The 22,615-nt window shown below is 65.6% G+C and carries 21 protein-coding genes; 5 read left to right on the forward strand and 16 right to left on the reverse strand.

Going from position 1 to position 22,615, the window contains the following annotated elements:
* Positions 1-4: 4 nt before the first annotated feature.
* The 3 genes from AC5P6A_RS05040 (at position 5) to AC5P6A_RS05050 (ending at position 1,955) form a co-directional block, all read left to right on the forward strand.
* The gene (locus AC5P6A_RS05040) at positions 5-388 is read left to right on the forward strand and encodes a sensory rhodopsin transducer (RefSeq protein ID WP_346714857.1); all 384 of its coding nucleotides are present in this window, start codon (positions 5-7) and stop codon (positions 386-388) included.
* A gap of 100 nt (positions 389-488) precedes the next feature.
* Positions 489-1,355: a glucose 1-dehydrogenase gene (locus tag AC5P6A_RS05045; RefSeq protein ID WP_019659796.1), complete on the forward strand. Its 867-nt coding sequence runs from the start codon at positions 489-491 to the stop codon at positions 1,353-1,355.
* A 6-nt stretch (positions 1,356-1,361) separates the two neighbouring features.
* Positions 1,362-1,955: a mechanosensitive ion channel domain-containing protein gene (locus AC5P6A_RS05050; RefSeq protein WP_155029604.1), complete on the forward strand. Its 594-nt coding sequence runs from the start codon at positions 1,362-1,364 to the stop codon at positions 1,953-1,955.
* 252 nt (positions 1,956-2,207) lie between these two features.
* Here the strand turns inward: AC5P6A_RS05050 and AC5P6A_RS05055 are convergent, their stop codons facing one another.
* Together AC5P6A_RS05055 and AC5P6A_RS05060 are read right to left on the reverse strand one after the other, a co-directional pair.
* Positions 2,208-3,296, reverse strand: a complete 1,089-nt coding sequence (locus AC5P6A_RS05055; protein WP_155029605.1) for a DNA glycosylase AlkZ-like family protein — start codon at positions 3,294-3,296, stop codon at positions 2,208-2,210.
* A gap of 36 nt (positions 3,297-3,332) precedes the next feature.
* A complete protein-coding gene (locus AC5P6A_RS05060) occupies positions 3,333-3,935 on the reverse strand; it encodes a TetR/AcrR family transcriptional regulator (RefSeq protein ID WP_346714858.1) in 603 nt (200 codons plus the stop codon).
* Positions 3,936-4,176: 241 nt separating this feature from the next.
* Between AC5P6A_RS05060 and AC5P6A_RS05065 the strand changes: the two genes are divergently transcribed.
* Entirely contained in the window at positions 4,177-6,375 is a 2,199-nt protein-coding gene (locus tag AC5P6A_RS05065; protein WP_346714859.1) for a TonB-dependent receptor, read from the forward strand.
* A gap of 221 nt (positions 6,376-6,596) precedes the next feature.
* On the opposite strand, the gene AC5P6A_RS05070 is transcribed toward AC5P6A_RS05065, so the two are convergent.
* From AC5P6A_RS05070 to AC5P6A_RS05130, 13 genes are all read right to left on the reverse strand, one after another.
* Positions 6,597-6,968, reverse strand: coding sequence for a hypothetical protein (locus AC5P6A_RS05070; RefSeq protein ID WP_332329681.1), 372 nt, complete (start codon positions 6,966-6,968; stop codon positions 6,597-6,599).
* 496 nt (positions 6,969-7,464) lie between these two features.
* Positions 7,465-8,139, reverse strand: a complete 675-nt coding sequence (locus AC5P6A_RS05075; protein ID WP_332329680.1) for a fimbrial biogenesis chaperone — start codon at positions 8,137-8,139, stop codon at positions 7,465-7,467.
* A gap of 63 nt (positions 8,140-8,202) precedes the next feature.
* Entirely contained in the window at positions 8,203-9,246 is a 1,044-nt protein-coding gene (locus tag AC5P6A_RS05080; RefSeq protein ID WP_332329679.1) for a fimbrial protein, read from the reverse strand.
* 124 nt (positions 9,247-9,370) lie between these two features.
* Positions 9,371-10,093, reverse strand: a complete 723-nt coding sequence (locus tag AC5P6A_RS05085) for a fimbrial biogenesis chaperone (RefSeq protein ID WP_332329678.1) — start codon at positions 10,091-10,093, stop codon at positions 9,371-9,373.
* Positions 10,094-10,122: 29 nt separating this feature from the next.
* Positions 10,123-11,070: a fimbrial protein gene (locus AC5P6A_RS05090; RefSeq protein WP_332329677.1), complete on the reverse strand. Its 948-nt coding sequence runs from the start codon at positions 11,068-11,070 to the stop codon at positions 10,123-10,125.
* A 91-nt stretch (positions 11,071-11,161) separates the two neighbouring features.
* Complete coding sequence (locus AC5P6A_RS05095; protein WP_346714860.1) at positions 11,162-13,744, reverse strand: fimbria/pilus outer membrane usher protein; 2,583 nt, start codon at positions 13,742-13,744, stop codon at positions 11,162-11,164.
* An 80-nt stretch (positions 13,745-13,824) separates the two neighbouring features.
* Positions 13,825-14,574 carry a fimbrial biogenesis chaperone gene (locus AC5P6A_RS05100; RefSeq protein WP_332329675.1) on the reverse strand — a complete coding sequence of 250 codons (750 nt, stop codon included), beginning with the start codon at positions 14,572-14,574 and terminating at the stop codon, positions 13,825-13,827.
* A gap of 59 nt (positions 14,575-14,633) precedes the next feature.
* Entirely contained in the window at positions 14,634-15,188 is a 555-nt protein-coding gene (locus AC5P6A_RS05105) for a fimbrial protein (RefSeq protein WP_346714861.1), read from the reverse strand.
* 168 nt (positions 15,189-15,356) lie between these two features.
* The gene (locus tag AC5P6A_RS05110; RefSeq protein ID WP_332329673.1) at positions 15,357-16,040 is read right to left on the reverse strand and encodes an outer membrane protein; all 684 of its coding nucleotides are present in this window, start codon (positions 16,038-16,040) and stop codon (positions 15,357-15,359) included.
* A 70-nt stretch (positions 16,041-16,110) separates the two neighbouring features.
* On the reverse strand, positions 16,111-17,010 hold the full coding sequence (locus AC5P6A_RS05115) for a hypothetical protein (RefSeq protein ID WP_332329672.1): 900 nt from the start codon (positions 17,008-17,010) through the stop codon (positions 16,111-16,113).
* A gap of 171 nt (positions 17,011-17,181) precedes the next feature.
* Complete coding sequence (locus AC5P6A_RS05120) at positions 17,182-17,358, reverse strand: hypothetical protein (protein WP_332329671.1); 177 nt, start codon at positions 17,356-17,358, stop codon at positions 17,182-17,184.
* A 135-nt stretch (positions 17,359-17,493) separates the two neighbouring features.
* A complete protein-coding gene (locus tag AC5P6A_RS05125) occupies positions 17,494-17,811 on the reverse strand; it encodes a hypothetical protein (RefSeq protein ID WP_332329670.1) in 318 nt (105 codons plus the stop codon).
* Complete coding sequence (locus AC5P6A_RS05130) at positions 17,804-18,484, reverse strand: response regulator transcription factor (RefSeq protein WP_332329669.1); 681 nt, start codon at positions 18,482-18,484, stop codon at positions 17,804-17,806. Before AC5P6A_RS05130 ends, AC5P6A_RS05125 begins: the two co-directional genes overlap by 8 nt.
* A 77-nt stretch (positions 18,485-18,561) precedes the next feature.
* Between AC5P6A_RS05130 and AC5P6A_RS05135 the strand changes: the two genes are divergently transcribed.
* Positions 18,562-19,209, forward strand: a complete 648-nt coding sequence (locus AC5P6A_RS05135; protein ID WP_005416690.1) for a response regulator — start codon at positions 18,562-18,564, stop codon at positions 19,207-19,209.
* Positions 19,210-19,232: 23 nt separating this feature from the next.
* Here AC5P6A_RS05135 and AC5P6A_RS05140 read toward each other — a convergent pair whose 3' ends face one another.
* Positions 19,233-22,604: a hybrid sensor histidine kinase/response regulator gene (locus tag AC5P6A_RS05140; RefSeq protein WP_346714862.1), complete on the reverse strand. Its 3,372-nt coding sequence runs from the start codon at positions 22,602-22,604 to the stop codon at positions 19,233-19,235.
* Between the last annotated feature and the right edge of the window lie 11 nt (positions 22,605-22,615).

Consider the following 22,615-nt stretch of genomic DNA (forward strand, 5'->3'; position numbering starts at 1 on the left):
CGTCATGGAAACGAACGCTTCCTGCATCGGGCATCGACGCTGGGCTATCGCCGAAGGCTACATTCCAGCCTGGAGCACCGGCCCGTCACCGGAGATGCAGAGTCACGAAACCTGCTGTGTCCTCAATGCCGGCAACGAGGACGCGCATGTCACCCTGACCCTCTACTTCGAAGACCGAGATCCCGTGGGCCCCTACCGGGTCACCGTGCCGGCACGACGCACTTGTCACCTGCGCTTCAATGACCTGCAGGATCCGGCGCCGGTACCGCGCGGCACCGGCTTCGCCACCCTCGTCGAATCCGACCAGCCGATCATCGTGCAGCACACGCGGCTGGATTCACGGCAACCGGCCAACAGCATCATGACCACCATCGCGCATCCAGTGTGAAGCCGCGCGCGCAGGCGTCCACGCTGCAACGACACCGCGCCGTCCAGCCGTTTACCCGGTTGGAGGGAGACTGGCGCCGGTTTCCTTCCGGAGAGTGACGATGGCCCTGCCCGACTATCCACGCCCGCCCTTCCCGGCCCAGCAGCAATCCTTCCCCGGCAAGACTGCGCAGATGCAGCCCCGGCCGGACCACGGCGAGGACAGTTATCGCGGGCATGGCCTGCTGCAGGGCAAGAAGGCACTGATCACCGGCGGTGACAGCGGTATCGGCGCGGCGGTGGCGATCGCGTTCGCGCGCGAAGGCGCCGACGTTGCCATCGCATTCCTCGATGGAGAGCAGGACGACGCCCGCCATGTGCAGCAGCAGATCGAACAGGCCGGGCGCAAGGCCGTGCTGGTGCCCTGTGACATCAGCGACCCGGCGCAGGCGCGCTCGCTCGTAGACCGCGTGGCCAGCGAGCTTGACGGCCTCGACATCCTGGTCAACAACGCGGCCTACCAACGCTACTACGAGCATTTCGACGACATCACCCTGGATGACTGGAAGCGGACGTTCGATACCAACGTGCATGCCGTGTTCAATCTGACCCGGCTGTGCGTGCCACATCTTCGCGGTGGCGGCGCGATCATCAACACGGCGTCGGTCAACTCCAAGCGGCCGACGCCGAACATCCTTCCCTATTCTGCAACCAAGGGTGCCGTCGCCAACCTGACGCTGGGGCTGGCAGGCCTGCTGGCCGAACATCAGATCCGCGTCAATGCCGTGCTACCCGGCCCGATCTGGACGCCGTTCATTCCCGCTGGCATGGCCGCCGAAGAGGTCGAACAGTTCGGCGCGCAGACGCCGTTCGGCCGCCCCGGACAGCCGGCCGAGCTGGCCTCAGCCTATGTGATGCTGGCTTCGGACAGCGCCAGCTATACCTCCGGCGCACTGCTGACCATCTCCGGCGGCGCGGCAACACTGTGACCCCTCATGGCCGGATTGCCCGCCTGGATCCAGGATTGGCTGACCGTGGTTGTGCCGGTGGCCGAGGTGCTGGCCATCCTCGGCGTCGCGTGGGTGATGGTGCGCGCGCTGGCGTGGCTGCTGGTGCAGGCCCGGCAGCGCGGCAGGCTGGCTCCAGAGCTTCATGTGGGCCTGCGCCGCGGCGGTGCATTGCTGCTGTATCTGGCGGCCGCGCTGCTGATACTGGAGCGGCTGGGCGTTTCGCGCTCGGTGCTGTGGACCGCGCTGACCGGGTTCATGGCGGTCGGTGCGGTGGCGTTCTTTGCAGCGTGGAGCGTGTTGTCCAACCTGTTCTGTTCGTTCCTGATCGTGGCTACGCGCCCGTTCCGCATCAATGACACCATCGAAGTGCTGGAAAGCGTGGACAAGCCGGGCTTGTGCGGTCAGGTGGTTGACATCAACCTGATCTACACCACGCTGAGTGATCGTGGCGAAGGCGCGCGCGGTTGCCTGCTGCGCGTGCCCAACTCCTTGTTCTTCCAGCGCATCACCCGCCACTGGGGTGACAGCGGCTATTCTCAGCTGCCGGGAAGCGTGCCGATCAAAGGCAAGGTGCGCTGAGTAGCTGTTGAGCCGAGCCCATGCTCGGCTTGCTGCGCGCAGCGCTCGGTACGGCGCGACCTGAACGGAGTGCAGCCGAGCGCGGGCTCGGCTCTACAGGTGCATAGCGGGCGGCCCTATTCCGCCGTCAATGCCTGGATAGGGTCCAACTGTGCAGCACTGTGTGCCGGGAAGCAGCCGAAGCCCAGCCCGATCACAGACCAACACATCAACGCGGCCAGCACCAGATAGGTACCCATGCGCCGCTTGACGCTACAGGAACTCCGCCATGCGCTGCAGCTCGTCGTCCAGCGCACCACCAAACACCTTGTCGCGGGCCAGCGACTTGCCGGCATAACCCACGTTCGACACCAACTCACCCTCGCGCACGCTGAGATTGGCCCAGCCCACCACCTGGTCGTGCCACAACACCGGCAGTGCGTAGTAGCCATACTGGCGCTTCGGTGCAGGCGTGTAGGCCTCGAACTTGTACACCCAACCCCACAGCAGCTCGAAGCGACGGCGGTCCCACACCACCGGGTCGAACGGCGCCAGCAGGCGCACCTGTTCGTCCGGTGCATAGCGGCGCGAACGCGGATTCTCGTCCGCCGGCCAGTACCAGGTGGTGCCCTCCAGCGTGCAGCTGGCCAGCTGCTGCTTGGCCAGCGCCAATGCCTTGCGGGTCTGCTCGGCCAGATGCGGTGCACCATAGCCCAGCAGGCGCACCAGATAGGTCAGGCTGGCCGACGGCAGCGGCGCGTACTTGCGCACCACCAGGTCGATCAGGGCGGCGGCGCGCTCGACCTGCGCTTGTTCGCTGGCGTCCGGCTCGGCGTGCTCGGCCACTGCATAGATGCGGGTGCCACTATCGCGCCGCTGCACCCGCAGCAGGCCACGGTAGTGCATGCCGTCAAGCAGATGCGTGCTTGCGTTGCTGGTGCCGCCCCAGTAATTGGTGACCCGCCCATGCGCGAACGCCTGGTCCACCTCACGCGGGTGCACGCTGCCGCGCTCGCGCACGAAGGCCAGCACGTCGGCGGCGCGGCGTTGGGTCTCGGCGTCCCATTCGCGCTTGGACACGCGCGGGTGCATCAGTGCCAGATGCTCGCGCGGCAGGAAGCCGTAGTTCACCAGGCAATCCTCTTCCACCGGCAGGCGGGTATACCGGCGCTCAAGATCGCCTGCGCGATAGTCCTTCACCCGGTGCCGCAGGGTCAGGTCCTGCGCGCGCGCCGGTGCCCTGATCGGGTCGGCCTGCACGAAGCCCAACCGTCGTATCGCGGTCAGCAGCGTGGTCGGCTTGAACAGGGTGCGCGCCACCGCGTAGCGGCGAAGGTCATCGAGAGTGGGCGTGGCAGGCATGGCCGCATTGTAGAGCCACGCCATGCGTGGATGGGGTCACGGCAATCCGTCCCCGTCGTCCGCATCCAACAACTGCAACGACCCGATTACCAGCGCCCGCATGCCCTGCTTGAACTCGGTGATCACCTGCCCCTCCTCGTCATCCGCAATCGCGTAGATGGTGTCGGCGCCGGCGATGCAGTAGAACGCGATCGTGGCCAGCAGCCAGCGCGCCTTGTCCACCGGCAGGCCGAACACCTCGGCCACGTGCGCCTGGTGCGAGGCGATCTTTTCCAGCATCGGCGCGGTCGCCACCGTGCGCCGCAGCAGGTACGGGGGCAGCCCGGGATGCGCCTTCACCACCGCGCACAGTGACTCCACGAACACCGTCAGGTAGCCCTGCAGGCCACCCGCCGCATCGGCCGAGGCGCGGGGGATCTGCCAGCGCTGGAACACCGCTTCGGCCACCAGCCGCTTCAACGCCTCCAGGTTGGCCACGCGCTTGTACAGCGCCGCCTGGGTCACCGCCAGTTCGGCGGCCACGTTGGCCATGGTCAGGTTGGGCAGGCCCAGACGGATGCCGATGTCGGCCAGGCGCTCCGGGGTGATGGTGGGCGGGCGGCCACGGGTCGGCGCCGTTGGATCGGGGTGCGTGCTCATACCCTGCTGAGGGTGCCAGCAAAAGGACCCTCTTGTCCGCTTCGCTCAATTTAGTTTATTTTACTCAACTAATTCGGAATGCGTCTGGTTCATCACCGGCGCGCCGTTGGCAACCGAGCCCAATGCTCACCTTCCCGCCAGGTTTCCACCCAGCCAACAACCCTGCACCGCGCCCCAATCCCGTGCGAGCCGATGGCCGCGCGCCGGGCGCCGTCGCACCTGCGATCCACAGGAACCTGGCATGACCGTGTTCAACCTCACTTCCCCGCCGCGTCGTCCCGCACCCCCTGCAGACCCTGTCCTGGGGCATCCGCCGGGCGTGGCCCGGCGCTACCGGGTTTCGGCCCTGGCATTGGCCCTGCTGGCATCGCCAGCAGCGCTGGCCGAAACCGCGCCATCCACCCTGCCCTCGGTTCAGGTGCAGGAACAGCGCCGCGTGACCGGCGACTATGCCGGCGGTCAGGTGGCCGCCGGCAGCCGCGTCGGCCTGCTCGGCGACAAGGACTTCATGGACACGCCGTTCAGCACGATCAGCTACACCGAATCTTTCATCCGCGACCGCCAGGCCAAGGACCTGACCGACGTCATCGCCGCCACCGACCCCACCGTCTTCAGCAACGGCGTCACCGGCGCATGGAGCGAGAACTACGCGATCCGAGGCTTTGCCTCCAACACCAGCGACACCACCTTCAATGGCCTCAGCGGCATGGCGCCCTACTACCGCACCTCGCCGGAAATGTTCGAGCGCATCGAAGTGCTGAAGGGCCCCTCCGCGCTGCTCAACGGCATGCCGCCGGGTGGTTCGGTCGGTGGCAGCGTCAACCTGGTCCCCAAGCGCGCAAGCGAGCAACCGCTGCTGCGGGTCAGTGCCAATTTCGCCTCTGATGCTCAGTTCGGTACCCATGTGGACATGGGTCGCCGCCTCGGTGCCGACAAGCAGTTCGGCATCCGCTTCAACGGTGCCTACCGTGATGGTGACGGCGCGGTCGGCAAGCAGCGCAAGAAGGTGCAGCTCGGTTCGCTGGCACTGGACTGGCGCGGCGAACGTGCGCGGCTGTCGGCCGATCTGTACAGCGCCGACGACCGCGTCGACGGCCCCGCGCGTGGCGTCGGTCTGGCACCCGGCGTCGCCATTCCGCGGCCGCCACGCGGCGATACGCTGATCAACCCGGACTGGGCCTACGTGGACAGCCAGGACAAGGGCGCGATGCTGCGCGGCGAGCTGGACATCAACGATAGCCTGATGGCCTATCTGGCCTACGGCACCAGCAAGACCGACTACCGCTACAACGGTTCGATCAGCGCGCAGATCCTCAATCCAGCTGGCGACTTCACCACGGTGATCGGCCAGCTCGCCTTCAATATCAAGAAGCAATCCGCAGATGCTGGTCTGCGTGGCAGTTTCCGCACCGGCGCTGTCGGCCACCAGTGGGCCGCCAACGTGACCCACTACCAGCACACCCAGAACGACTACGGCCGGCGCAGCGTACCCGGCTGGGACTGGACCACCAATCTGTACAACCCGGTATGGGGCCCGGCCGCGCCGTTCTTGGCACCGCACATCTCGCATACCGAACTGCGGCTGGACAGCCTCGGCGTCGCCGACACGCTGGCCTTCGCCGATGATCGCGTGCAGTTGACGCTGGGTATACGCCGTCAGCAGGTGGTCAGCGAAACCTTCAACGTGGCCAGCGGCGCACGCACCTCACGCTACGACGAGAGCGCCACCACCCCGGCTGCGGCGCTGCTGCTGAAGGCCACCGACACGATCTCCCTCTACACCAACTACATCGAAGGCCTTAGCCAGGGCGCCACCGCGCCGATGACCGCCGCCAATGCCGGCGATGTGTTCGCACCGTTCCGCACCAAGCAGAAGGAGCTGGGCGTGAAGCTGGACCTGGGCACCTTCGCGCACACCTTCAGCGTGTATGAAATCAAGCGACCGAGCAGCTACACCGACCCGGTCACGAATATCTTCTCGTTTGGCGGCGAGCAACGTAACCGGGGTGTGGAATGGGGCTTCTTCGGTGCACCGATGGACGGCGTGCGCCTGCTCGGTGGCATGGCCTATGTACAGCCGAAGCTGACCCGGACGGCTGGCGGCGTGAATGAAGGCCGCATGGCCACGGCAATTGCGCAGCGGCAGGCCAAACTCGGTGTGGAATGGGATGTGCCCGCGCTGGAAGGCCTGACCCTCACCGGCAATGCCACGGCGATGTCGAAGCAGTACATCAGTGCCGACAACCGCCTGTCGGTGCCTGGGCGGACGTTGTTCGATGTCGGCGCGCGCTACAGCACCACACTGGCCGGCAGGCCGCTGGCGCTGCGCGCCACCGTCAACAACGTGACCAACAAGGCGTATTGGGGCATGCCGTTGCTTTCCAGCCTGGCGTTGGGTGCGCCGAGGACGGTGTTGTTGTCGGCCACCCTGGATTTCTGAGCTGGCATGGACCCCTTGTAGAGCCGAGCCCATGCTCGGCTCCGTTTCGTCCGGTGAGCCGAGCGCAGGCTCGGCTCTACAGAGCGCGGGGCCATCCGCCAACGGCATCCAGGCAGGATGCGAATATCCTGTAGAGCCGAGCCCACGCTCGGCTGCGTTTTGCCCGATGAGCCGAGCGCAGGCTCGGCTCTACACCAACAGCATCCACGCTCGGCGTAGGTCTACTCGGGGTGCAGCCGGAAAATGGCGTGGTTGGTCAGCGCCAGCGCGGCCAGCTTCAACCCTTCCATCACGCGGTCGCCCACGTAGTGTTCCGGGCCGCCATTCTGGCGGGCGCGCTCGGCGGCCAGCAGGATCTCGTTGACGATGCGCAGGCCGGCCAAGGCGCCGTCGCTGTCGGCCAGCGCCAGGCAACGGCCGGGCAGCTGATGCCGCTCGGGCCAGGGCTGGCCGTCAGCGGCCACGCCCAGGCCGATCTGGTGCAGCAGCGCGATGAGGTTGTTGGGGTCGGGCTTCGCGCTCGCTTCCTCGCCCTCATCGGCGTTGGCCGGGGCGTACCGGCTGCGCAGAGGGGGAATGTCCGATGGGTTCATGGCAGGTCTCCGTACAAGCTACGGTGCCACCGCCCTTAACAAAGGCGGCGGGACGGTACGTGTGTGGAAACCGGTGGTCGATTAATCGGCCGGTGGGCGCACTTGCGTACACCCCACGTACCGCCCGCCATGGAACGCGAGCGGATTGCCAGCCGGCGCCACACGAGGCGACGCCGACTGGCAAGCGCAGACATCAAACATCAATCGACCAAACGGGTTTCCACACCCGGCCACCCTTTTCCGGTGGCAACCCATCATGCGCACAACCGGCTTGCCATCAGCAAGCGCTGCGGTGCACAGACGGAGACATTCATGCAGCGGGCGGCATTGTCGCACACCCACAGACGCCCGTGTTTCAGGGCTCGCGCGTGCCGCTGCCACGCTTCCCAACTGGGCCCGGCACATCCCCAACTGCCAGCGCCTCGAACCCGCAGCAGCGCCACGGGCAAGCCGATGCCGACATGTCCACGCCCTCAGTGCCGTCAGAGCGTCCGCGTCAGAGCGTCCGCGTCACCGCATGCAGCACGCCATCATCGTCCACCCACTCATAGCGCACCGCCGTCAGCGGGCCGGCAAACCCCTCGGGCAGCGCCAATGTCCGGCTCTCACCCGGGGCCAGGTAGAACGCGTCCACCGCCCGCTCGCCGGACGCGGAGACCAATGTCATACCCGCCAGGTTGAAGTAGTGCCGTGCCGCATTGCGCAGCGCCAGCCCGCCCGCGCCTGCTGCCATGCTCACCTGGCCGTCAGGATTCACCGGCGCCCCGAGCCCCTGCGGGCGGTACAACAGCTTCATGCGGAGGCGGATGGCCACCTGCACTACGTTGTCACCGTCCTTGGCCTCGCGTGCGGGTACATCCACCACGTTCAGCCAGTACAGGTGCTCGTGGTCGCCCGTCGGCAGCCGCGGTGCGATGCCTCTTATCCGCAGTGCGTGGGATGCACCGGGGTCCAGCCGCAACATCGGGCGATCAAGCACGAACGGCGCTGCGGAGGCTTCCGGGGTCTGCTGAAGGTTTCCGTCGGCCACCCATGCCTGCACCAGCGACGCGCGTTCGCCGTCATTCTTCAATCGCAGCGCCGCCTCACGCTGGCCTGCTGCATAGATCAACCGCGTGCCTTCCACGGTCACGTCGGCCTGCGCGCCAGGCGCGAGGAACAGCAGCCACAAGGCGCTGCTCCAGCAGGCCGCGCGCAATCCAGTCTTTGCTTGCACGTGATAGGGCATGAGGCCTCAGGGGAAGGTCAGACTGAAGGTCAGCCCCGCGTTGGCGGGGCCGGGCGTGATGGCCGGAAGTGTCTGCCGATAGCGCACACCAAATGTCTTGCGCAGGATCTCGGCGTTGGCCGAGCCCCGGCCAAACTCATCGGACCCATAGAAGCGCATCGGCGAACCATCGCCGTTGAGGAACTGATAGCCCACGCCGACCACGCCACCGCTGGCCTCGGCGATGCCCTGCGCGGCATCCAGCACCGCCGTGGTGGGAACCACCTGATAGTCAACCCGCCCGACACCGGCTTCGCAGTCGAGCACCAGTTGATAGCTGCGCTCGCCGGCGATGGACCCCACGCCGGTGAACGCCGCCACCGGCACGAAACCCATGTTGACCTCCTGCGTGCGCATGCGGCAGCTGGGGCGGTCCTGCACCTTCAGGGTCGTTGCACCTACCCACAGCTGATGCCGCAGTGGACCGGCGCCGCCTTCATACAGGCGTGACTCGATCACCATTTCCCGCGTGCTGGTAGCGCTGCCGTAGGCGATGTTGCCGGTACGGATGTACTTCACCTTCAGCCGCGCCCCCACCGGCCCGGTGCCGCTGTCGCCGGCATGCAGCACCACCTCGTCGTAGCCCAGTGCTGATGGGCGTCCGCGGGTACTGCGATCGAATTCCGCCAGGAAGGCCATGCCGACCCCCGCAACCCCGGTCTCATACACCACATACTCTGCGCCGCTTTCGTGATAGCGCTCACGGATGAACCCGCCGTGCGTCTCCATCCGGTAGTCGATGGAGACGTTCGAATCACAGCGGAACTCGCCGCTGGATGCGCCGCTATTGACGGGCAGCCACGGTGTAAGGCCCGCGCCTACGGGAACGTCGCGCGCGGTGAACTCCACCAGTGCGGGTGGTTGGAAGTCCGTGTGGCCGCCACCGCCGCTGCAGGAGGCCGCCATGGCGATGCCAGGCGCGAGCACACAGGGGACCAGCAAAAGCCCTAGACGCACGACTGGCCGCCGCGCAGGAGCCTCGTTCAGAACCTCGCCAGCGGGTGGGTCCATAGCCAGGAACGTGCCGCCTCAAACCGTGATGCCGAAGGGTATACCCTCCTGCACGTCGCCTGCGCAAGTCCGGCGCGGCCCGGCGCGTTGACAGTCCCGGTTGCCGCCCGCCTGCAGCTCCCCCCTACCCCGCGTGGCCCAGGTCGCGAACGATCGGCAGCAGGCGGCCGTCATCATCGATCCAGTTCAAGCGCGCACTCAGCTGTCCGTCCGGGGCATCGCCGGGTATCGGAATCGCGACGTTGCCGAACGGTGCCACATGGGGGTTGCCCAAGCGGGTATCGCCCGACGCGTGCACCAACGTTACGTCGCCCAGGTTCAGGTAGTACGGCGTCGGATTGGTCACGACCAGGGATCGCGCCGCGCCCTCGCGCCGCAACTGCACCGCGACCGCCTCTGCCCGCTTCACGCTTGGCGCCGGAAGGCCTTCAGGCCGGTACAGCAGCTTGTAGATGCTGCGCACCGGCAATTCGAGCCGATCGCCTTGCGCGAGGTCCGAACGTGATGAAATGGTGTGCACGTTCAACCAGTACAGGTGCTCGCGCGCATCGGTGGGCGCGCGCGTTTCCAGCACCCTGATGCGCAGCGGCTTGTCCTTGCCGGGGTCAATCCGCATCAACGGTGGCGCCATCGCAAATGGTGCAGCTGACTGCTCCGGCGGCTGATTCGGGTCACCTTCGGCAATCCACGCCTGTACCAGCACTGGCACCTCGCCCATGTTGTGCAGCGGTACGGTTACCGCGCCCTGTTCGGCCCGGATGACGACGCGGGTGCTGGGCAGAGCAACCTGCGCTGCGGCCTCACCCATGCTGCTCAGCAGCAGGCAGGCCACCAGCACCCGTGCCACCGTCATGCCGCAGGCTGCCAGTCGACGGCTCATGGGTAGGCCATCACGATGGAAATGGAGGCGTTCGCATTGCCCGGCACGATATCAGCGGCATTACCGACCGTCTGCACATAGCGCGCCTCGAACGTGCGTCGCAGCTCACCGGCCGCATCGCCGCTGTGGCCGAACGGCCTGAGCGTGTCGAACGGAATCGGCGTTCCGCCCACGTCCGTCATCTGCAGCGCGATGCCCTTTGCCCCACCACTGACTTCAACCAATCCCCGATCACGATCAAGCAGCGGGCTGGCCGCGTTCTCTTCGAGGTAGAACAGGACATCACCGACCTTCTCCTCACAGTCCAGCACGATATCGAAGGTACGCGGTGCACTGTGGCTGTAGCGCGTCGAGAACTCCGTCTGCAGCGCACGGCCCATGTTCACCGATGTGTTCCTGGGATAGCAGAGTTTCCGGTAGACGCCTTCTATCGAAGTTGCGGCCAGCAGAAGCCTATCCCCGGTAGACACGCTGGTGGTGTCGCGCAGAACGAAGTCCGCCGCAGCGACGTCCGGAACAACCAGGTTGCCCTCAGGAATATCGCCGACCTTGATGAAGCGGATTCTCAGATCGAGCGTCGGCCAATGCCGGATGCGGACGTTTGAGTTGGTAAAGCCTGCAACCACCGGCTGATAGTCAATGCCGTCTTCCCGTGCCTCGTCCCGGAATGCCATGACGAAGCCAAGTCCTGGGACACCCGTCTCATAGATCGAATAGGTAGTCCGGCCCTCGGTGTAGTTCCCCAGGGTGGTGGCACGGCCAGTCACTTCGAGCCACCCATAGTCGGTGCAGCCACCGACGTCATTGACGGACGACAGGTTGTACCACGACGAAACCGGCCTGCCGACCTGAGTCCCGTTGACTGTGAGCCGAACGCCGGTGAGGGTAGCGCGACCAGGCTTCCCGAAGTCGCAACGCGCCATGGCTGGAGCAGCGATACTCATGGCGACCACCGCCATCATGGGAAGCAGTCCCCGCTTGGTCCATTTCCGTACGTGAAATCTCATGTTACGTGTCCTCTACGCCGAAAGTAATTCATTCAGCCGCAAGCTGAGCCTGATCCCCCGATGGCAGCACACAAGCCGCAACCAGAAGATCGGCGCCCTGGCTGTCGCGCAGGTCATAAGGAATGCGGCACTGCGCACCTTCACCTGCCCCGTGTGCAACAAAGAGCTCGCCCTGCTCATCCAGGCCGCGCACCCAGAGCCGGCTGCCCTGCCCCACCACGCCCACCACGTCGCCCTGTGAATTGAGCACATCGGTGCCGAAGGGCAACGCAGTGCCGTCCGGCAGCCGCGCTTCGATCAGTGCGTTGCGGCCCACGGCGGTCGGCAGCACCATCTTCACCACCGCACCCGCGTTGGGGATGGCAGACACGGAACCGGCACTCAGCTCGACGTCCAGTGACAGGTCACTGGGGTCCACGCCCAACTCGTTGCGGCGGAACGGGCTCAGGTGCGGTACCACGGCATAGCCACGCGAGTCGGTCTTCACGCCGGTGGCGCTGTCGATCTTGGCGCCCGCCGCACCCGGCACATGCACCAGGCCAACGGTCTCACCCAGGCGCTGGGCCAGCGTGATGCCGCCACCGTGCACCACCAGGCCGCCGCTGGCGCCCAGCGAGAGCCTGCTGCTCTGCGTTGAGCGGTTGAAGGAACCGGTGACGTGTGCCACCGGCAGCTGATAGTTGGCACTTACGCCGTAGCTGGAACGGTCGCCGTCGCGATTGAGTGAGGCGCTGTAGCTGCCCAGGCCGGTGTCACCAAGGGATCCGATCACGCCCACGCCATAGCCGCTGCGCCCGCTGCTGTCGCGGCTTGAATTCACATCCAGGCGCGGCGCGCTGGCCGGTACGCCCAGCGGTACGTTGACGCTGAGGTACACGCTGTTGGTGGCCTTCGCCGCGTCGCTGGAGAACAGCGACGATTCCAGCGTACGGCGGGCGCTGATCGTATAGCTGGCGCGCCCGATGCGGCTGCCATAGCCCAGCGAGAAGCTGGTCTGGCGTCGGTTCTGGTCCCAGTAGTCACTGGTGCTGCCGGTGAAGGTCAGCTGGCCTTTGCCGTCCTGCAGGCGCTGGTTGACGGTCAGGTCCAGGCGGCTGCGTTGGCGCCCCACGATGTCATAGCCAGCCTCCTGGCCTACATTGCCACGCAGGCGCATGGCGTCGGCCAAGGTCAGGAAGTCGCTGGTCGAATAGCGGTAGGCCGCCATCGTGATGTTGGTGTTGTCGTCGAACAGCGCCTTGTTGTATGCAACGCGGTAGGATTGGCCACGGCGACGCTCGACGCCGCCGTCGATGCCCGGAATCCGCGCGTCGCTGAAGGTGACATCGCCGGAGAACGCACCGATGGGCGTCGACCAGGCACCGCCCAGCACCAGCCCGGTATAGCCCGACGCTGCCGTGGTACCCGCATAGCCGGTGAACCGGTTGCTCACGCCCCGGCGCAGCGTCGCCTCAATGAAGCGCGGCTTCTGCACGAACTGGTCGTCACGCAATTCACCGGCGGTGATGCTGTAGCGCTGCTGGCCAGGGCGCAGCAGCTGCGGCATGGCGGTGAACGGCACCACGAAGCGCTCGATGCGGCCATCGGCCTCGGTAACCTCCACCTCGATGTCGCCACTGGAACCATAGATCTGCAGGTCGTCAATCTCAAAGGGACCCGGCGCGACGCTGGTCTCGTGAATCACGAAGCCGCGCTGGCGGATGGTTACCCGTGCATTGGTCTGCGCGACGCCGCGCACCACGGGCGCGAAATTGCTGGCACCATCCGGCAACATGCGCGGATCGGTGGTGATGTTCGCACCACGGTAGTTCACGCCCTGCAGCATGTCACCGCTGGTGGAGGACTCACCTACCGTCAACTGCGCATTCAACGACGGCACATTGCGCTGCAGGTAGCTTCGCCCGGCCGCATAGCGCACGCCATCGTCATTGCTGTGGTGCAGATAGCCACTATGGCGCAGCCGCCATTGCCCCAGGTTCAGGCCGGCATCCACGGTCATGCTGGTGCTCTGGCTCTCCGTGCCACCGTTGCGATAGCGATCGTGGCTAAGGCTGTAGCCCAGCGTGGCGGCAGTGATGCCCTGGTCCCACCTGGCCGGGTCTATCCAGCCACGCGGGGTGCGGCTCAGATAGATCTGCGGAATGCTGATCAGCAGCGTCTGTTCGCCAACATCGAACTCACTCGTTGCACCCGGAATGAAGGCGTCCAGGCGTTCGCAACTGGACTCCGCCGGCAGCGGCTGCAGGGTGCCTGCGACATCGTCGACAGAGGCACGCTCGGCCTCCAGCCGCTTCTCGTCCAGGCCCATCAGTTCAAAGAGCGCTGCATCGAAGCAGATGCGCACCTCATCGTCCTGGGCAACACGGGCGACGATATCCCGTCGGTCAACGACCTGGCCGTTGATGCTGATATCTGCGTTGTAGGTGCCCGGCAGAAGATCGCCACGCTCGAACCGACTGAGGTCTACATGCTCACCGCCCATGCCGAACAGCAGATCGGGATTGAACTCCACCTTCGGCGCGGCCCATGCGGACATCGGCAGCAGCGCGGCCACCACTGCGGCCGCCAATGGGCGACGGCAGAGCGAGTTGTGCATGGCATGTCGAGTCATGGTCATGGTCCAGTGTTCGGGCAAGGCGCTGCCAGCCCAGGCGGAGCCCAGGTGGAGCACGTCAGCGGGGGTACGACGGATCAGTTCGTGGTCAGCGGCATCGTGCGTTCGACAACGCCACCGTGGTCATTGATGTACTTGAAGGTGACCGTACCGGTTGGAGTTGACGCGGCACCCGGCAACGGAAACACTTGCTTGGAATAGGGGCGAAGCATGTCAACATCGTTGGCATCGGTCTTGCGGCCATTCACGGTTACCGATGCCTTGACCGTGCTCACGTTGAAGGGGCTGTTGTTGTCTGCCTGCAGCGCCCAGCCCTGGCCTTGAGGCACGACAGACCAGCGGAGACTGTCGATGGCGCTCGCAGCATTGAGCTTGCTGATCGACTGGGGCCGGTAGAACAGCTTGAGCCGGTTGCGGATGACAATGTTGAGCACGCCCCCAGGCTTCGATTCGCCCGCGGTGGTAGCCGGAATCTCGGCAAGGGTGAGCGTGAAGGCACTCTCGCGGTCCTGCGGCAGTTCCGCGCCGACATGGCGCAAGCGGAACACCTGGCCCTTCCCTTCGTCGATCCGGACCACCGGCGGCAGCATTGCGAACGGTGCATGGCTGTCCGAGGGCGAGGTTCGGGCGCCATACGCACTGGTCCACGCTTGTACCAGCACCGGGCCGGTCCCTGCATTACGCGCCCGCACACTTACTTCCTTCGCTCCGGCTGGATAGATCACCCGGCTGGATTCAACAACAACCTTTGCTCCAGCCAACGGTGCGACCAGAAGCGCAGTTGTAGTCAACGCGCAATGCATCAGCATTCGATTGTTGAAGCGCATGGAAAAGGCCCTCCAGACTCGGGGCATGCCGGGGGCCCAAACGCCCCCGGCAGCACGGATCAGTAGTTGTCGACGTCGAAGGCCAGCTTTCCGCTGAAGTCACCTTCGGTCAGGTCGGCTGCGGTCGGGTTGTGATAGCGGGCGATCAGGTTGTATTCGAACTTGCTGGACGCCTTGGTACGCACCAGACTGACGTCATTGCTGTCGCTCAGATCGATCACGCGGTCGCCATTGTCCGCATCCAGCAACTTGACCACCGCGCTGGTCGGACTGCCGGTTTCCATGTTCTCGATCATGCCGTCTGCGGTCAGGTTGCTTGTGGCCGTATCGATGTACAGGCGCGCGTTGTCCTTGCTGCAGGTTGCAGTGCCGCTGCCTGCTGCCGTGAGCGTGATGGTGAACGGGGTGCTACCCACGGTGTCGTCAGTCTTGAAAGCGCCCGCGTTGATCTGACGAAGCGGCACGGTAGCCGTGCTGCCGCCGCCCCCGATATCGACCGAACAGGTCGATGCGACGACCTTGCCGGTGAAGGTAATGGTGGCGTCGGCAGCGTGGGCCGAAGCGGCCGCACCCATCGAGAGCGCGGCCGAAAGAGCGATTGCAAGCTTGTTCATGAGGTTGAATATCCAATGTTTGATAGGTGTACTGCGTTCAAGCCGCGCTATGTCTGGGCTTGACCGAAGGGCATTCCCTTCGAGAGGAAATGCTAGGGATGGCCCGCATCTGCAGGCATAGGACAACGACTAATTTTCGATCGCCAGGCTCCCTGCCCGGCGGTTGATTCAGAACGCGTACCGCAATCCCAGCGTCGCCTCCCGCGACACCAGGTCCAGCTTCATCCTTTCGTCCTGCAGGCCGCGGGCGTTGCTGAAGGTATTCCAGCCGCTTTCAGTACTCCCCAGGTCCGCATAGCGATAGCCCAGATCGACGGTGGCATTGCTGCCGGCTGCCACCGAGATGCCCACACCGAGCGACCAGGCCAGGCCGGTCCGGGTGGCCTTGGCATACCGGCGGCCTTCATTGCCCTGCCAGCCACCGGACTGCAGGTGCGACAGTCCCGCGCCGGCACTGCCATACACCGACCACGCCTCGTTGATGGCGACATCGCGGTAGACGTTGAGCATCAACCGCTGTGAGCGCACATCGTGATGGTTGTGGCTGGTGGCAAAGATGGAGGAGCCGCTGGTGTAGGTGTCGGTGCGCCGAACCACATACTCGCCTTCAGTGCGCCAGCCGTTACCGTAGGCATGTCCCAGTGCAGCCGAGCCGGTGGCGAATCGCTGTTTCTGGTCACCGGCCACGAACTGGCCGATGCCCGGCCGCGCGCTGGCATCCATGTTGCGGGCCTGGTGGTGGGCGTCAATGATGCGCACGGACGCGTAATAGCCTGCCGCGGCCTCGGCGCAGGCCGCCGATGGCAGCGCACAGGCCGCAATGGCGCACAGCGCCAGCAGAGAGGTATTCATGGGGAGTTCTTCAGGAGCAAATGAAGAGAACACGACGCAGGGCCGAACGACCCTGCGCCGATTGCGCTGCTTAGAAAACGCCGGGCCGCCAGCGGCCTTCGCTGGCGAAATAGCGGTAGGTCCTGCTGTTGAAAACAGCGCCATTGACGCTGTAGAAGTTCGAGTTCGACAGATCGGTGAACTGGATGACATCACCATCCACCGCTTCGACCGGCAGCGTCATGTTGCGTGGAGTGATCACATCTTCGGCCGGCCCGGCAAGCACGATGTCGGTCCAGCGCTGCTGCATTCTCGGCAGCTGCGCCGTGGTCGGCTGAAAGTGTGCGCGGCCGCGACGTGCGTGCCACCTGCCATCGGCACCATCAAAGACGAAGCCACAGGTCTGCGCGACAGCACAAGTCTGCTCCCCGCCAGCCACTTCCGGCCCCTTGATCGTCACGTCGTTCTGGGTGTAATTCACCAGACCCAGCACGGCACGCGCCGGAGCCTGCGGCGGCAGGCCGATACTGGAGACGTTCCTGGTGACATGTAGGTCGATGAGGGTCTTATCAGTCGCCGGCGCTTGGGCGTGCGGGCCGTCTCTCAGCACGATGCGCGTTTCATCCGTGCCGTGGCCAGCTGCGTACCAACGCCCCAGGACATCACTCTTTGTGAACACGAAGCTGCTCAGGCGCGTCGCCGGAATGTAGACCATATCGGCCACGCTGGTGCCTGCGGCGTCCAACATGGCATCGCGACGGCCTGCCACCGAAGTCAACACGACCTGGTCGAGATTGCGCGGATTGGCCGGCAGCTTCAGATCAGCCACGAAATCACTGTCTGAAATTTCGAAGAACAACGTGCTGTAGCCCGACGGCATGGCACCGCTACCACCATTGGACTTAGGGGTCAGATGGGCTTCGGCGGCACTGGCGGCAAACGGGGCCAGGCACAGGAGGGTGGCGGCACACAGGAGCTTGCGTGAAATCATGGTGTCTCGTGGTTCCAGTTGAGGGATACCCCCCCTTCGCACACGGGTGCGGCGGGATGGCGCCCACAACGATGCCGCCTGTACGGACGCGCATCTGTCTGACGAGTACGATTTTCACAGGTCTTTCACGCAGCTTCCGGGACGTGGAAGCGAGGGTTGTTGCGGGCAGCGTCAGCTGCACGATCCGATGCCATTCTGCAGGCCGGAATACGGGGTGCCGTTGGCCGACGGCGTGGCGCCGCTGCCGCCATGGATGTTTGGCGACAGGCAGGCATCGACGGTCTTGGCTGACGTTGCGGCGCCGGCCAGTGCGAACAGCACCGCCGCCACAAGAGAAAAGGGATTCATCAGGAGTTCTCCAGTCAAGGGATTGCCCGCAACCCTCACGGCGCATGCAGGCGCTGGCCGCTCAACAATGGAGAAGGCAGACCGGAGGATCCTTCTGACGAGTACGAGATTGCCTTCGATCAACTTCGAATTGTCTCAGCCAACCCTGCTGCTTGCCGGTGACTGTGGCACATCCTCGTGGCACCCGCACGGCTCGATCACCACGTCCGGCCACGTGCTGCGCAGCTGCCTGCGCTGTGCGGGCGAGGCATACAGGTACACATTCAGAAGGTCCAGGAATCGCTTCTGCCCTTGGGGCGACAAGCGGGAGAAGCTGGACATCAATGCGGCGATGCGAACATCGAGCAGACGCGACACGGCGGCTCCGGAATGAGAGTGAGGGGTTCCCATCACCCTATCCAGTGCAGCGGCCAGTTCCATCGGACGACGTCTGATTTGCAGGGCGTCAGTCATCTTCTTTGCTGCCGGTTCCGCGGGCCAGGCGTGCGCCCTGCGATGCAGAGACCATGCCTTCGCTCACGGCGTACTCAAAGATTTCAGCCGTGCGATCGAGCTTCAGCTTGCGCATGGCCGAGTGCTTCTGCGTGCTGATGGTCTGGCGGCTGCGCTGCAGCTGTGCGGCGATTTCCTTCTGCGACTTGCCTTCGGCAATCAACCGCACCACTTCGGCCTCGCGCTTGGTCAGCACCGCCGGTGGCGCATCATCATCATCGCCCAACTGGTGGCGCACGTCGCGCGAGAGGTAGCGCACGCCCTGCTTGGCGCAGCGGATCGCCTCGGCCAATTCGTCGATGGGGTCGGTCTTGGCCACGATGCAGTTCACCCCTGCCCTGCGGATGCTGCTCAGAACCTGCCGGCCGCCGACGGCGGTCAGCACCACCAGCGGGACGGCGGCGAAGCGGCGGCGCAGGAAGCCTACGAGGGCGACACCGTCACCATACTGCCCTCCGGGCATCGAGAAATCGGTGACCGCCACATCCACCGGAAAGCGGCCCATCGCCTCGATCAATGCCGTAGAATCCTCTACGCTCGCTACGACCTTGATGTCGGCTACCTTGTCCAATGCTTCGCGCACGCCAGCAAGGATGACAGGATGGTCATCGGCAATAACGATACGGATACTCATGGTGCGTTCTCCTTGAAGCGGTTCGTGTTTCCTGCTGCGCTGCCAGCCATCCCGTTTACGACCGGACAGTTCCCCTCATGATCCAGCTCGCCATCCGTGTTGCGCTCGCCGACGATCATCCGGTCATACGACTGGGCGTGCAGAGCGCGCTGGACCAGGCGCCCGCCATCCACTGCATCGGTGCGGTGGAAGACTCGACGGCGCTGGTGGCGCTGCTGGAACAGGCGGACTGCGATGTGGTGGTGACCGACTACGCGATGCCTGGTGGTGCGTATGGCGATGGCCTGGAGCTGCTGGCGTACCTGCAGCAGCATTTCGCACAGCTGCGCATTGTGGTGATGACCGGCCTGGACCAGCCCAGCCTGCTCAACCGGCTGGACGCCCTGGGCGTGTCCGGCATCCTCAGCAAGGGCGACGACCTGCATCACGTGCAGGCTGCGGTGATGGCCGTGTATGCCCACCGCCGCTACTTTTCGCCCAGCGTGGCCGAGCTGCTGCAGCGCAAGGAGGCGCGGCGCGTGACCGAGCTGTCGCCGCGCGAAAAGGAAGTCGTCGCCCTGTTCGTCAATGGGCTGACCGTTGCCGAGATCGCTGCCCGGCTGGACCGCAGGAAGCAGACCGTCAGCACGCAGAAAATGAATGCCATGCGCAAGCTCAACGCCACCAATGACGCCGAGCTGCACAAGTTTGCCGTTGACCTGGGCCTGAACCTGCTCGGCAGCTGAGTCCGTTCGGCGCGCTGCGGGGATCACGGGGCCCCCTCCAGCGTCTGCCTGTACTGGTCCAGGCGCACCTGCAACGCGTGCTGCAGGGCATCCAGTGCCTGGGCATCGACCGTCTCGCCGTCACGCAACGCACGTTCGATGACGCCGCACTGCTCGGCCAGCGTCTTCTCGCCCAGCATCTGCAGTGCGCCCTTGAAGGCATGCACGCGTTCCAGCAGGCGCTGCGCATCGCCATCTGCACGGGCCTGTGCAATCGCACGCAGGTCCTTGTCACCGGTTTCGACGAAGATGCGGCGGATCGCGGGCGACACGGTCGCTGTGGGCGTAGCCGCGTCCATGGCGGGCGTTGCATCCACACGCACCCGGGTCAGTCCGGCTTCCAGGCGGTCCAGGTTCAAGGGTTTCAGCAGCAGGTCGTCGATGCCGGCCGCCAGGCAGCGCTCACGCTCACTGGCCAGCGCGGTGGCGGTGATGGCCAGGATCGGAAGCGAGTGGCCACGGCTGCGCAGTTCGCGCGCCAGCGCGTAGCCGTCCATCACCGGCATGTTGATGTCGGTCAGCACCGCCAGGTAGGTGTCGTCCTGCCACATCGCCAGGGCCGCTTGGCCGTCTTCGGCGGCGTCCACGGCAAAGCCCAGCTCCTCCAGCTGCTGCTGGATCAGTTCGCGGTTCACTGCATTGTCTTCCACCAGCAGCACCCGGCCGCGCGCGTTCGCCGCTGGAACCTTGATCGGCTGTGGCGCAGGCGCGGCGCCTTCGTCGGCCCCGATCGCCGCCAACAGCGCATCGCTGGCATAGCACGTGACTTCGGTATAGCCGCCGCGCAGTTCGGGATTCAACGGCCCCTGTGCGTAGGCCAGCACGGCATGGCGATGGGCGGCAGCCAGCTGCCGTTCCTCCTCGCGGTCCCACGGGCGGTGATCACCAATGACCAGCAGCACATCGCCACCGGTATCGGCCTGCGGATGATCCAGCACGGTGACAGCCGCACCCCACTGCACCAACAGGCGCTCGAACTCGCCGCGCCATTCCGGTGACGACGACAGCACGGTGATCCGACGCCCACGCAGCGGCTGCCGCCACGCTGCGGTCGCTGCCTGCGTGCGCACCGGCAGCCACAGGGTGAAACTGCTGCCCACGCCCACCGTGCTCTGCACCGACACCTGGCCGCCCATGGCGTGCGCCAACTGCTGGCACAGGGCCAGGCCCAGGCCACTTCCGCCGTAGCGGCGCGAGACGCTGGCATCGGCCTGCTGGAAAGGCTGGAACAACTGCTCGGCCTGTTCGGCGGTCATGCCGATGCCGGAATCCACCACCTGCACCCGGAGCTGCGATGCGCTGCCGTCGACCAGCAGTTCCGCACGCAGCAGGATGCGACCGGAGGCGGTGAACTTCACCGCGTTGCTGACCAGGTTGTTGAGGATCTGGCGTAGCCGGTGCACATCGCCGATGCAGTCCTGGCCGGCCGGTGCTTCCACCGCGAAGTACAGGCGCACGCCCTTGCGCAGGGCGTCGGGTGCGTACAGCAGGGCCACACTCTCGATCAGTGGCCGCAGCGGGAACGGGGCCAGCTCGACATCCAGCTGCCCGGCCTCGATCTTGGAGAAGTCCAGCACGTCGCTGATGATCCGCATCAGCGCGTCTGCGGAGAACCGGATGCGGTCCAGTCGCTCGCGCTGGCTCGGCTGCAGCGGCGATCGGCCGAGCAGCTCCAGATGGCCCAGCACGCCGTTGAGCGGCGTGCGGATCTCGTGGCTCATGGTGGCCACGAAGGCCGACTTGGCCCGGGTGGCGGCTTCGGCGGACTCGCGCGCGGCTTCGGAGTCCTCGCGCGCGCGGCGCAGGTTCTCTTCCAGTTCCACCTGTGCGGTGACGTCGCGCAGCGCACACACCCACACCGCTTGGTCGTGGTACCTGGCCAGCGCCAGGCTGATCTGCAGCTGGGTGGCATTGCCTTCTTCGGCCGACCAATGCAGGTCCAATGATTCGTCACCCTGCACGCCCCGCCCGGCTTCGGCCAGGCGCGCGTACAACGGCGGCACTTCACCTTCCTCGGCATCCTCCTCCTCAACGGCCCGCACCAGTTGCCGCGCGGTTTCGTTCTCAAGCAGTGGGCGGCCATTGTCGCGGGCAAGCAGCGCCAGCCCGATCGGTGCAGTACCGATGATGGCGCGGCTGAGGGCCTCGCTTTCGTAGACACGCGACGCATCGGCCAGCGCCGGTGCAAACACCCGCCGGTCGATGCGGCGCAGCAGCCACCACAGCAGGACGATGATCAACAGCGCGCTGCTCCAGCGTACCAGCAGGTAGTTGCCCTGTGCCTGCCAGATGTCGGACCAGTCGTAGACGTGGCTGAGCGTCCAGTCCACGCCGGGCAGCGCGCAGGCCAGGATGAAACGGCCGTTCCCGTAGTGGCGCACAGGCTTGGTGCCCAGCCCGCTGGCGACGGCAGCCAGTGCCAGCGCCTGCTCGTCAGCGGTGAGCCCGCCGCTGCTCAGCACCACGCGATGGTCGCCGGTGGCTACCAGGTAGCGGCCTTCCTCGCGCGCTTCCAGGCGTGCACGGATGGTATCAATGGACTCGAACACGACCCGCCTGAAATACGGGGTGGTGCCTTCGGCCATGGTCACGGTTCCCACCAGGGATGCCTGGCCATTGAACGGATTCACGGCGAAATGCGAGCGCAGGCGTCCTTCACGCGACGCCGAGCGGATCGGACCGGGGCGCGCTGCCAACCGCCGCACGTCGGGCTCGTCGCGCAGCAGCCGTGCGAAGGCCTGCTGCCGTGTCGCCACCCCAAGCGTCTGCAGCAGCTGCGCCTCATCACGCACGTTGGACACGGCCAGCAACCGCCCCTGTGGCTCGTAGGCGTAGACCATCACCGCGCCGGGAGCCTCCTGCGAGGTGATCGAATCGGCGGTGTAGGCCGAGTAGATCTCGATCATGCCCAGATAGGCGCTGAGCTCATCCGCCGGCAGCGGATTGTCGCGTAGGCCGAGCACCAGCCACGGCACCGCCGTGCGGCCTTCGGCGCGCACCAGGAGCTTCTGGTCCTGCGCCTGGAAGCGCTCGGCCAACGGTCCACCGGCGTGCTGCAGGACCGCCCGCTGGTCGCGCCAGAGCACGTCGTTGCCGTTGACCACTGTTGCGTACGCGCGATCGCGCTGGAACAGGAAGTAGTCCAGCGCGGCACGGGCTTCCATGAACGACTGGCGTTCGCGGCCATGGAACTCCTCCACGTCGGCGATGGAACTGACGACGGCCGCCAGCAGCACCAGCACGGTGATCAGGGCGCCGCCGCCGACCAGCAAGCGCTTGCGCAGGCGGCGCAGGTCGTCCAGGCGCGCTGCGGCAGCCGAGCTTCCTGCGGTAGGCGCGGTTGCGGAACCTGCCATGACGTTGATCC

The organism is Stenotrophomonas sp. YJH_SMC_20, assembly GCF_059367845.1.

Coding starts and splice junctions, on each gene's coding strand:
- AC5P6A_RS05070 (WP_332329681.1), bottom strand. CDS start 6,968: ATGAACCCATCGGACATTCCCCCTCTGCGCAGCCGGTACGCCCCGGCC.
- AC5P6A_RS05065 (WP_346714859.1), top strand. CDS start 4,177: ATGACCGTGTTCAACCTCACTTCCCCGCCGCGTCGTCCCGCACCCCCT.
- AC5P6A_RS05055 (WP_155029605.1), bottom strand. CDS start 3,296: ATGCCTGCCACGCCCACTCTCGATGACCTTCGCCGCTACGCGGTGGCG.
- AC5P6A_RS05110 (WP_332329673.1), bottom strand. CDS start 16,040: ATGAATACCTCTCTGCTGGCGCTGTGCGCCATTGCGGCCTGTGCGCTG.
- AC5P6A_RS05050 (WP_155029604.1), top strand. CDS start 1,362: ATGGCCGGATTGCCCGCCTGGATCCAGGATTGGCTGACCGTGGTTGTG.
- AC5P6A_RS05105 (WP_346714861.1), bottom strand. CDS start 15,188: ATGAACAAGCTTGCAATCGCTCTTTCGGCCGCGCTCTCGATGGGTGCG.
- AC5P6A_RS05060 (WP_346714858.1), bottom strand. CDS start 3,935: ATGAGCACGCACCCCGATCCAACGGCGCCGACCCGTGGCCGCCCGCCC.
- AC5P6A_RS05135 (WP_005416690.1), top strand. CDS start 18,562: ATGATCCAGCTCGCCATCCGTGTTGCGCTCGCCGACGATCATCCGGTC.
- AC5P6A_RS05040 (WP_346714857.1), top strand. CDS start 5: ATGGAAACGAACGCTTCCTGCATCGGGCATCGACGCTGGGCTATCGCC.
- AC5P6A_RS05100 (WP_332329675.1), bottom strand. CDS start 14,574: ATGCGCTTCAACAATCGAATGCTGATGCATTGCGCGTTGACTACAACT.
- AC5P6A_RS05140 (WP_346714862.1), bottom strand. CDS start 22,604: ATGGCAGGTTCCGCAACCGCGCCTACCGCAGGAAGCTCGGCTGCCGCA.
- AC5P6A_RS05095 (WP_346714860.1), bottom strand. CDS start 13,744: ATGACTCGACATGCCATGCACAACTCGCTCTGCCGTCGCCCATTGGCG.
- AC5P6A_RS05125 (WP_332329670.1), bottom strand. CDS start 17,811: ATGACTGACGCCCTGCAAATCAGACGTCGTCCGATGGAACTGGCCGCT.
- AC5P6A_RS05120 (WP_332329671.1), bottom strand. CDS start 17,358: ATGAATCCCTTTTCTCTTGTGGCGGCGGTGCTGTTCGCACTGGCCGGC.
- AC5P6A_RS05130 (WP_332329669.1), bottom strand. CDS start 18,484: ATGAGTATCCGTATCGTTATTGCCGATGACCATCCTGTCATCCTTGCT.
- AC5P6A_RS05115 (WP_332329672.1), bottom strand. CDS start 17,010: ATGATTTCACGCAAGCTCCTGTGTGCCGCCACCCTCCTGTGCCTGGCC.
- AC5P6A_RS05080 (WP_332329679.1), bottom strand. CDS start 9,246: ATGGACCCACCCGCTGGCGAGGTTCTGAACGAGGCTCCTGCGCGGCGG.
- AC5P6A_RS05045 (WP_019659796.1), top strand. CDS start 489: ATGGCCCTGCCCGACTATCCACGCCCGCCCTTCCCGGCCCAGCAGCAA.
- AC5P6A_RS05090 (WP_332329677.1), bottom strand. CDS start 11,070: ATGAGTATCGCTGCTCCAGCCATGGCGCGTTGCGACTTCGGGAAGCCT.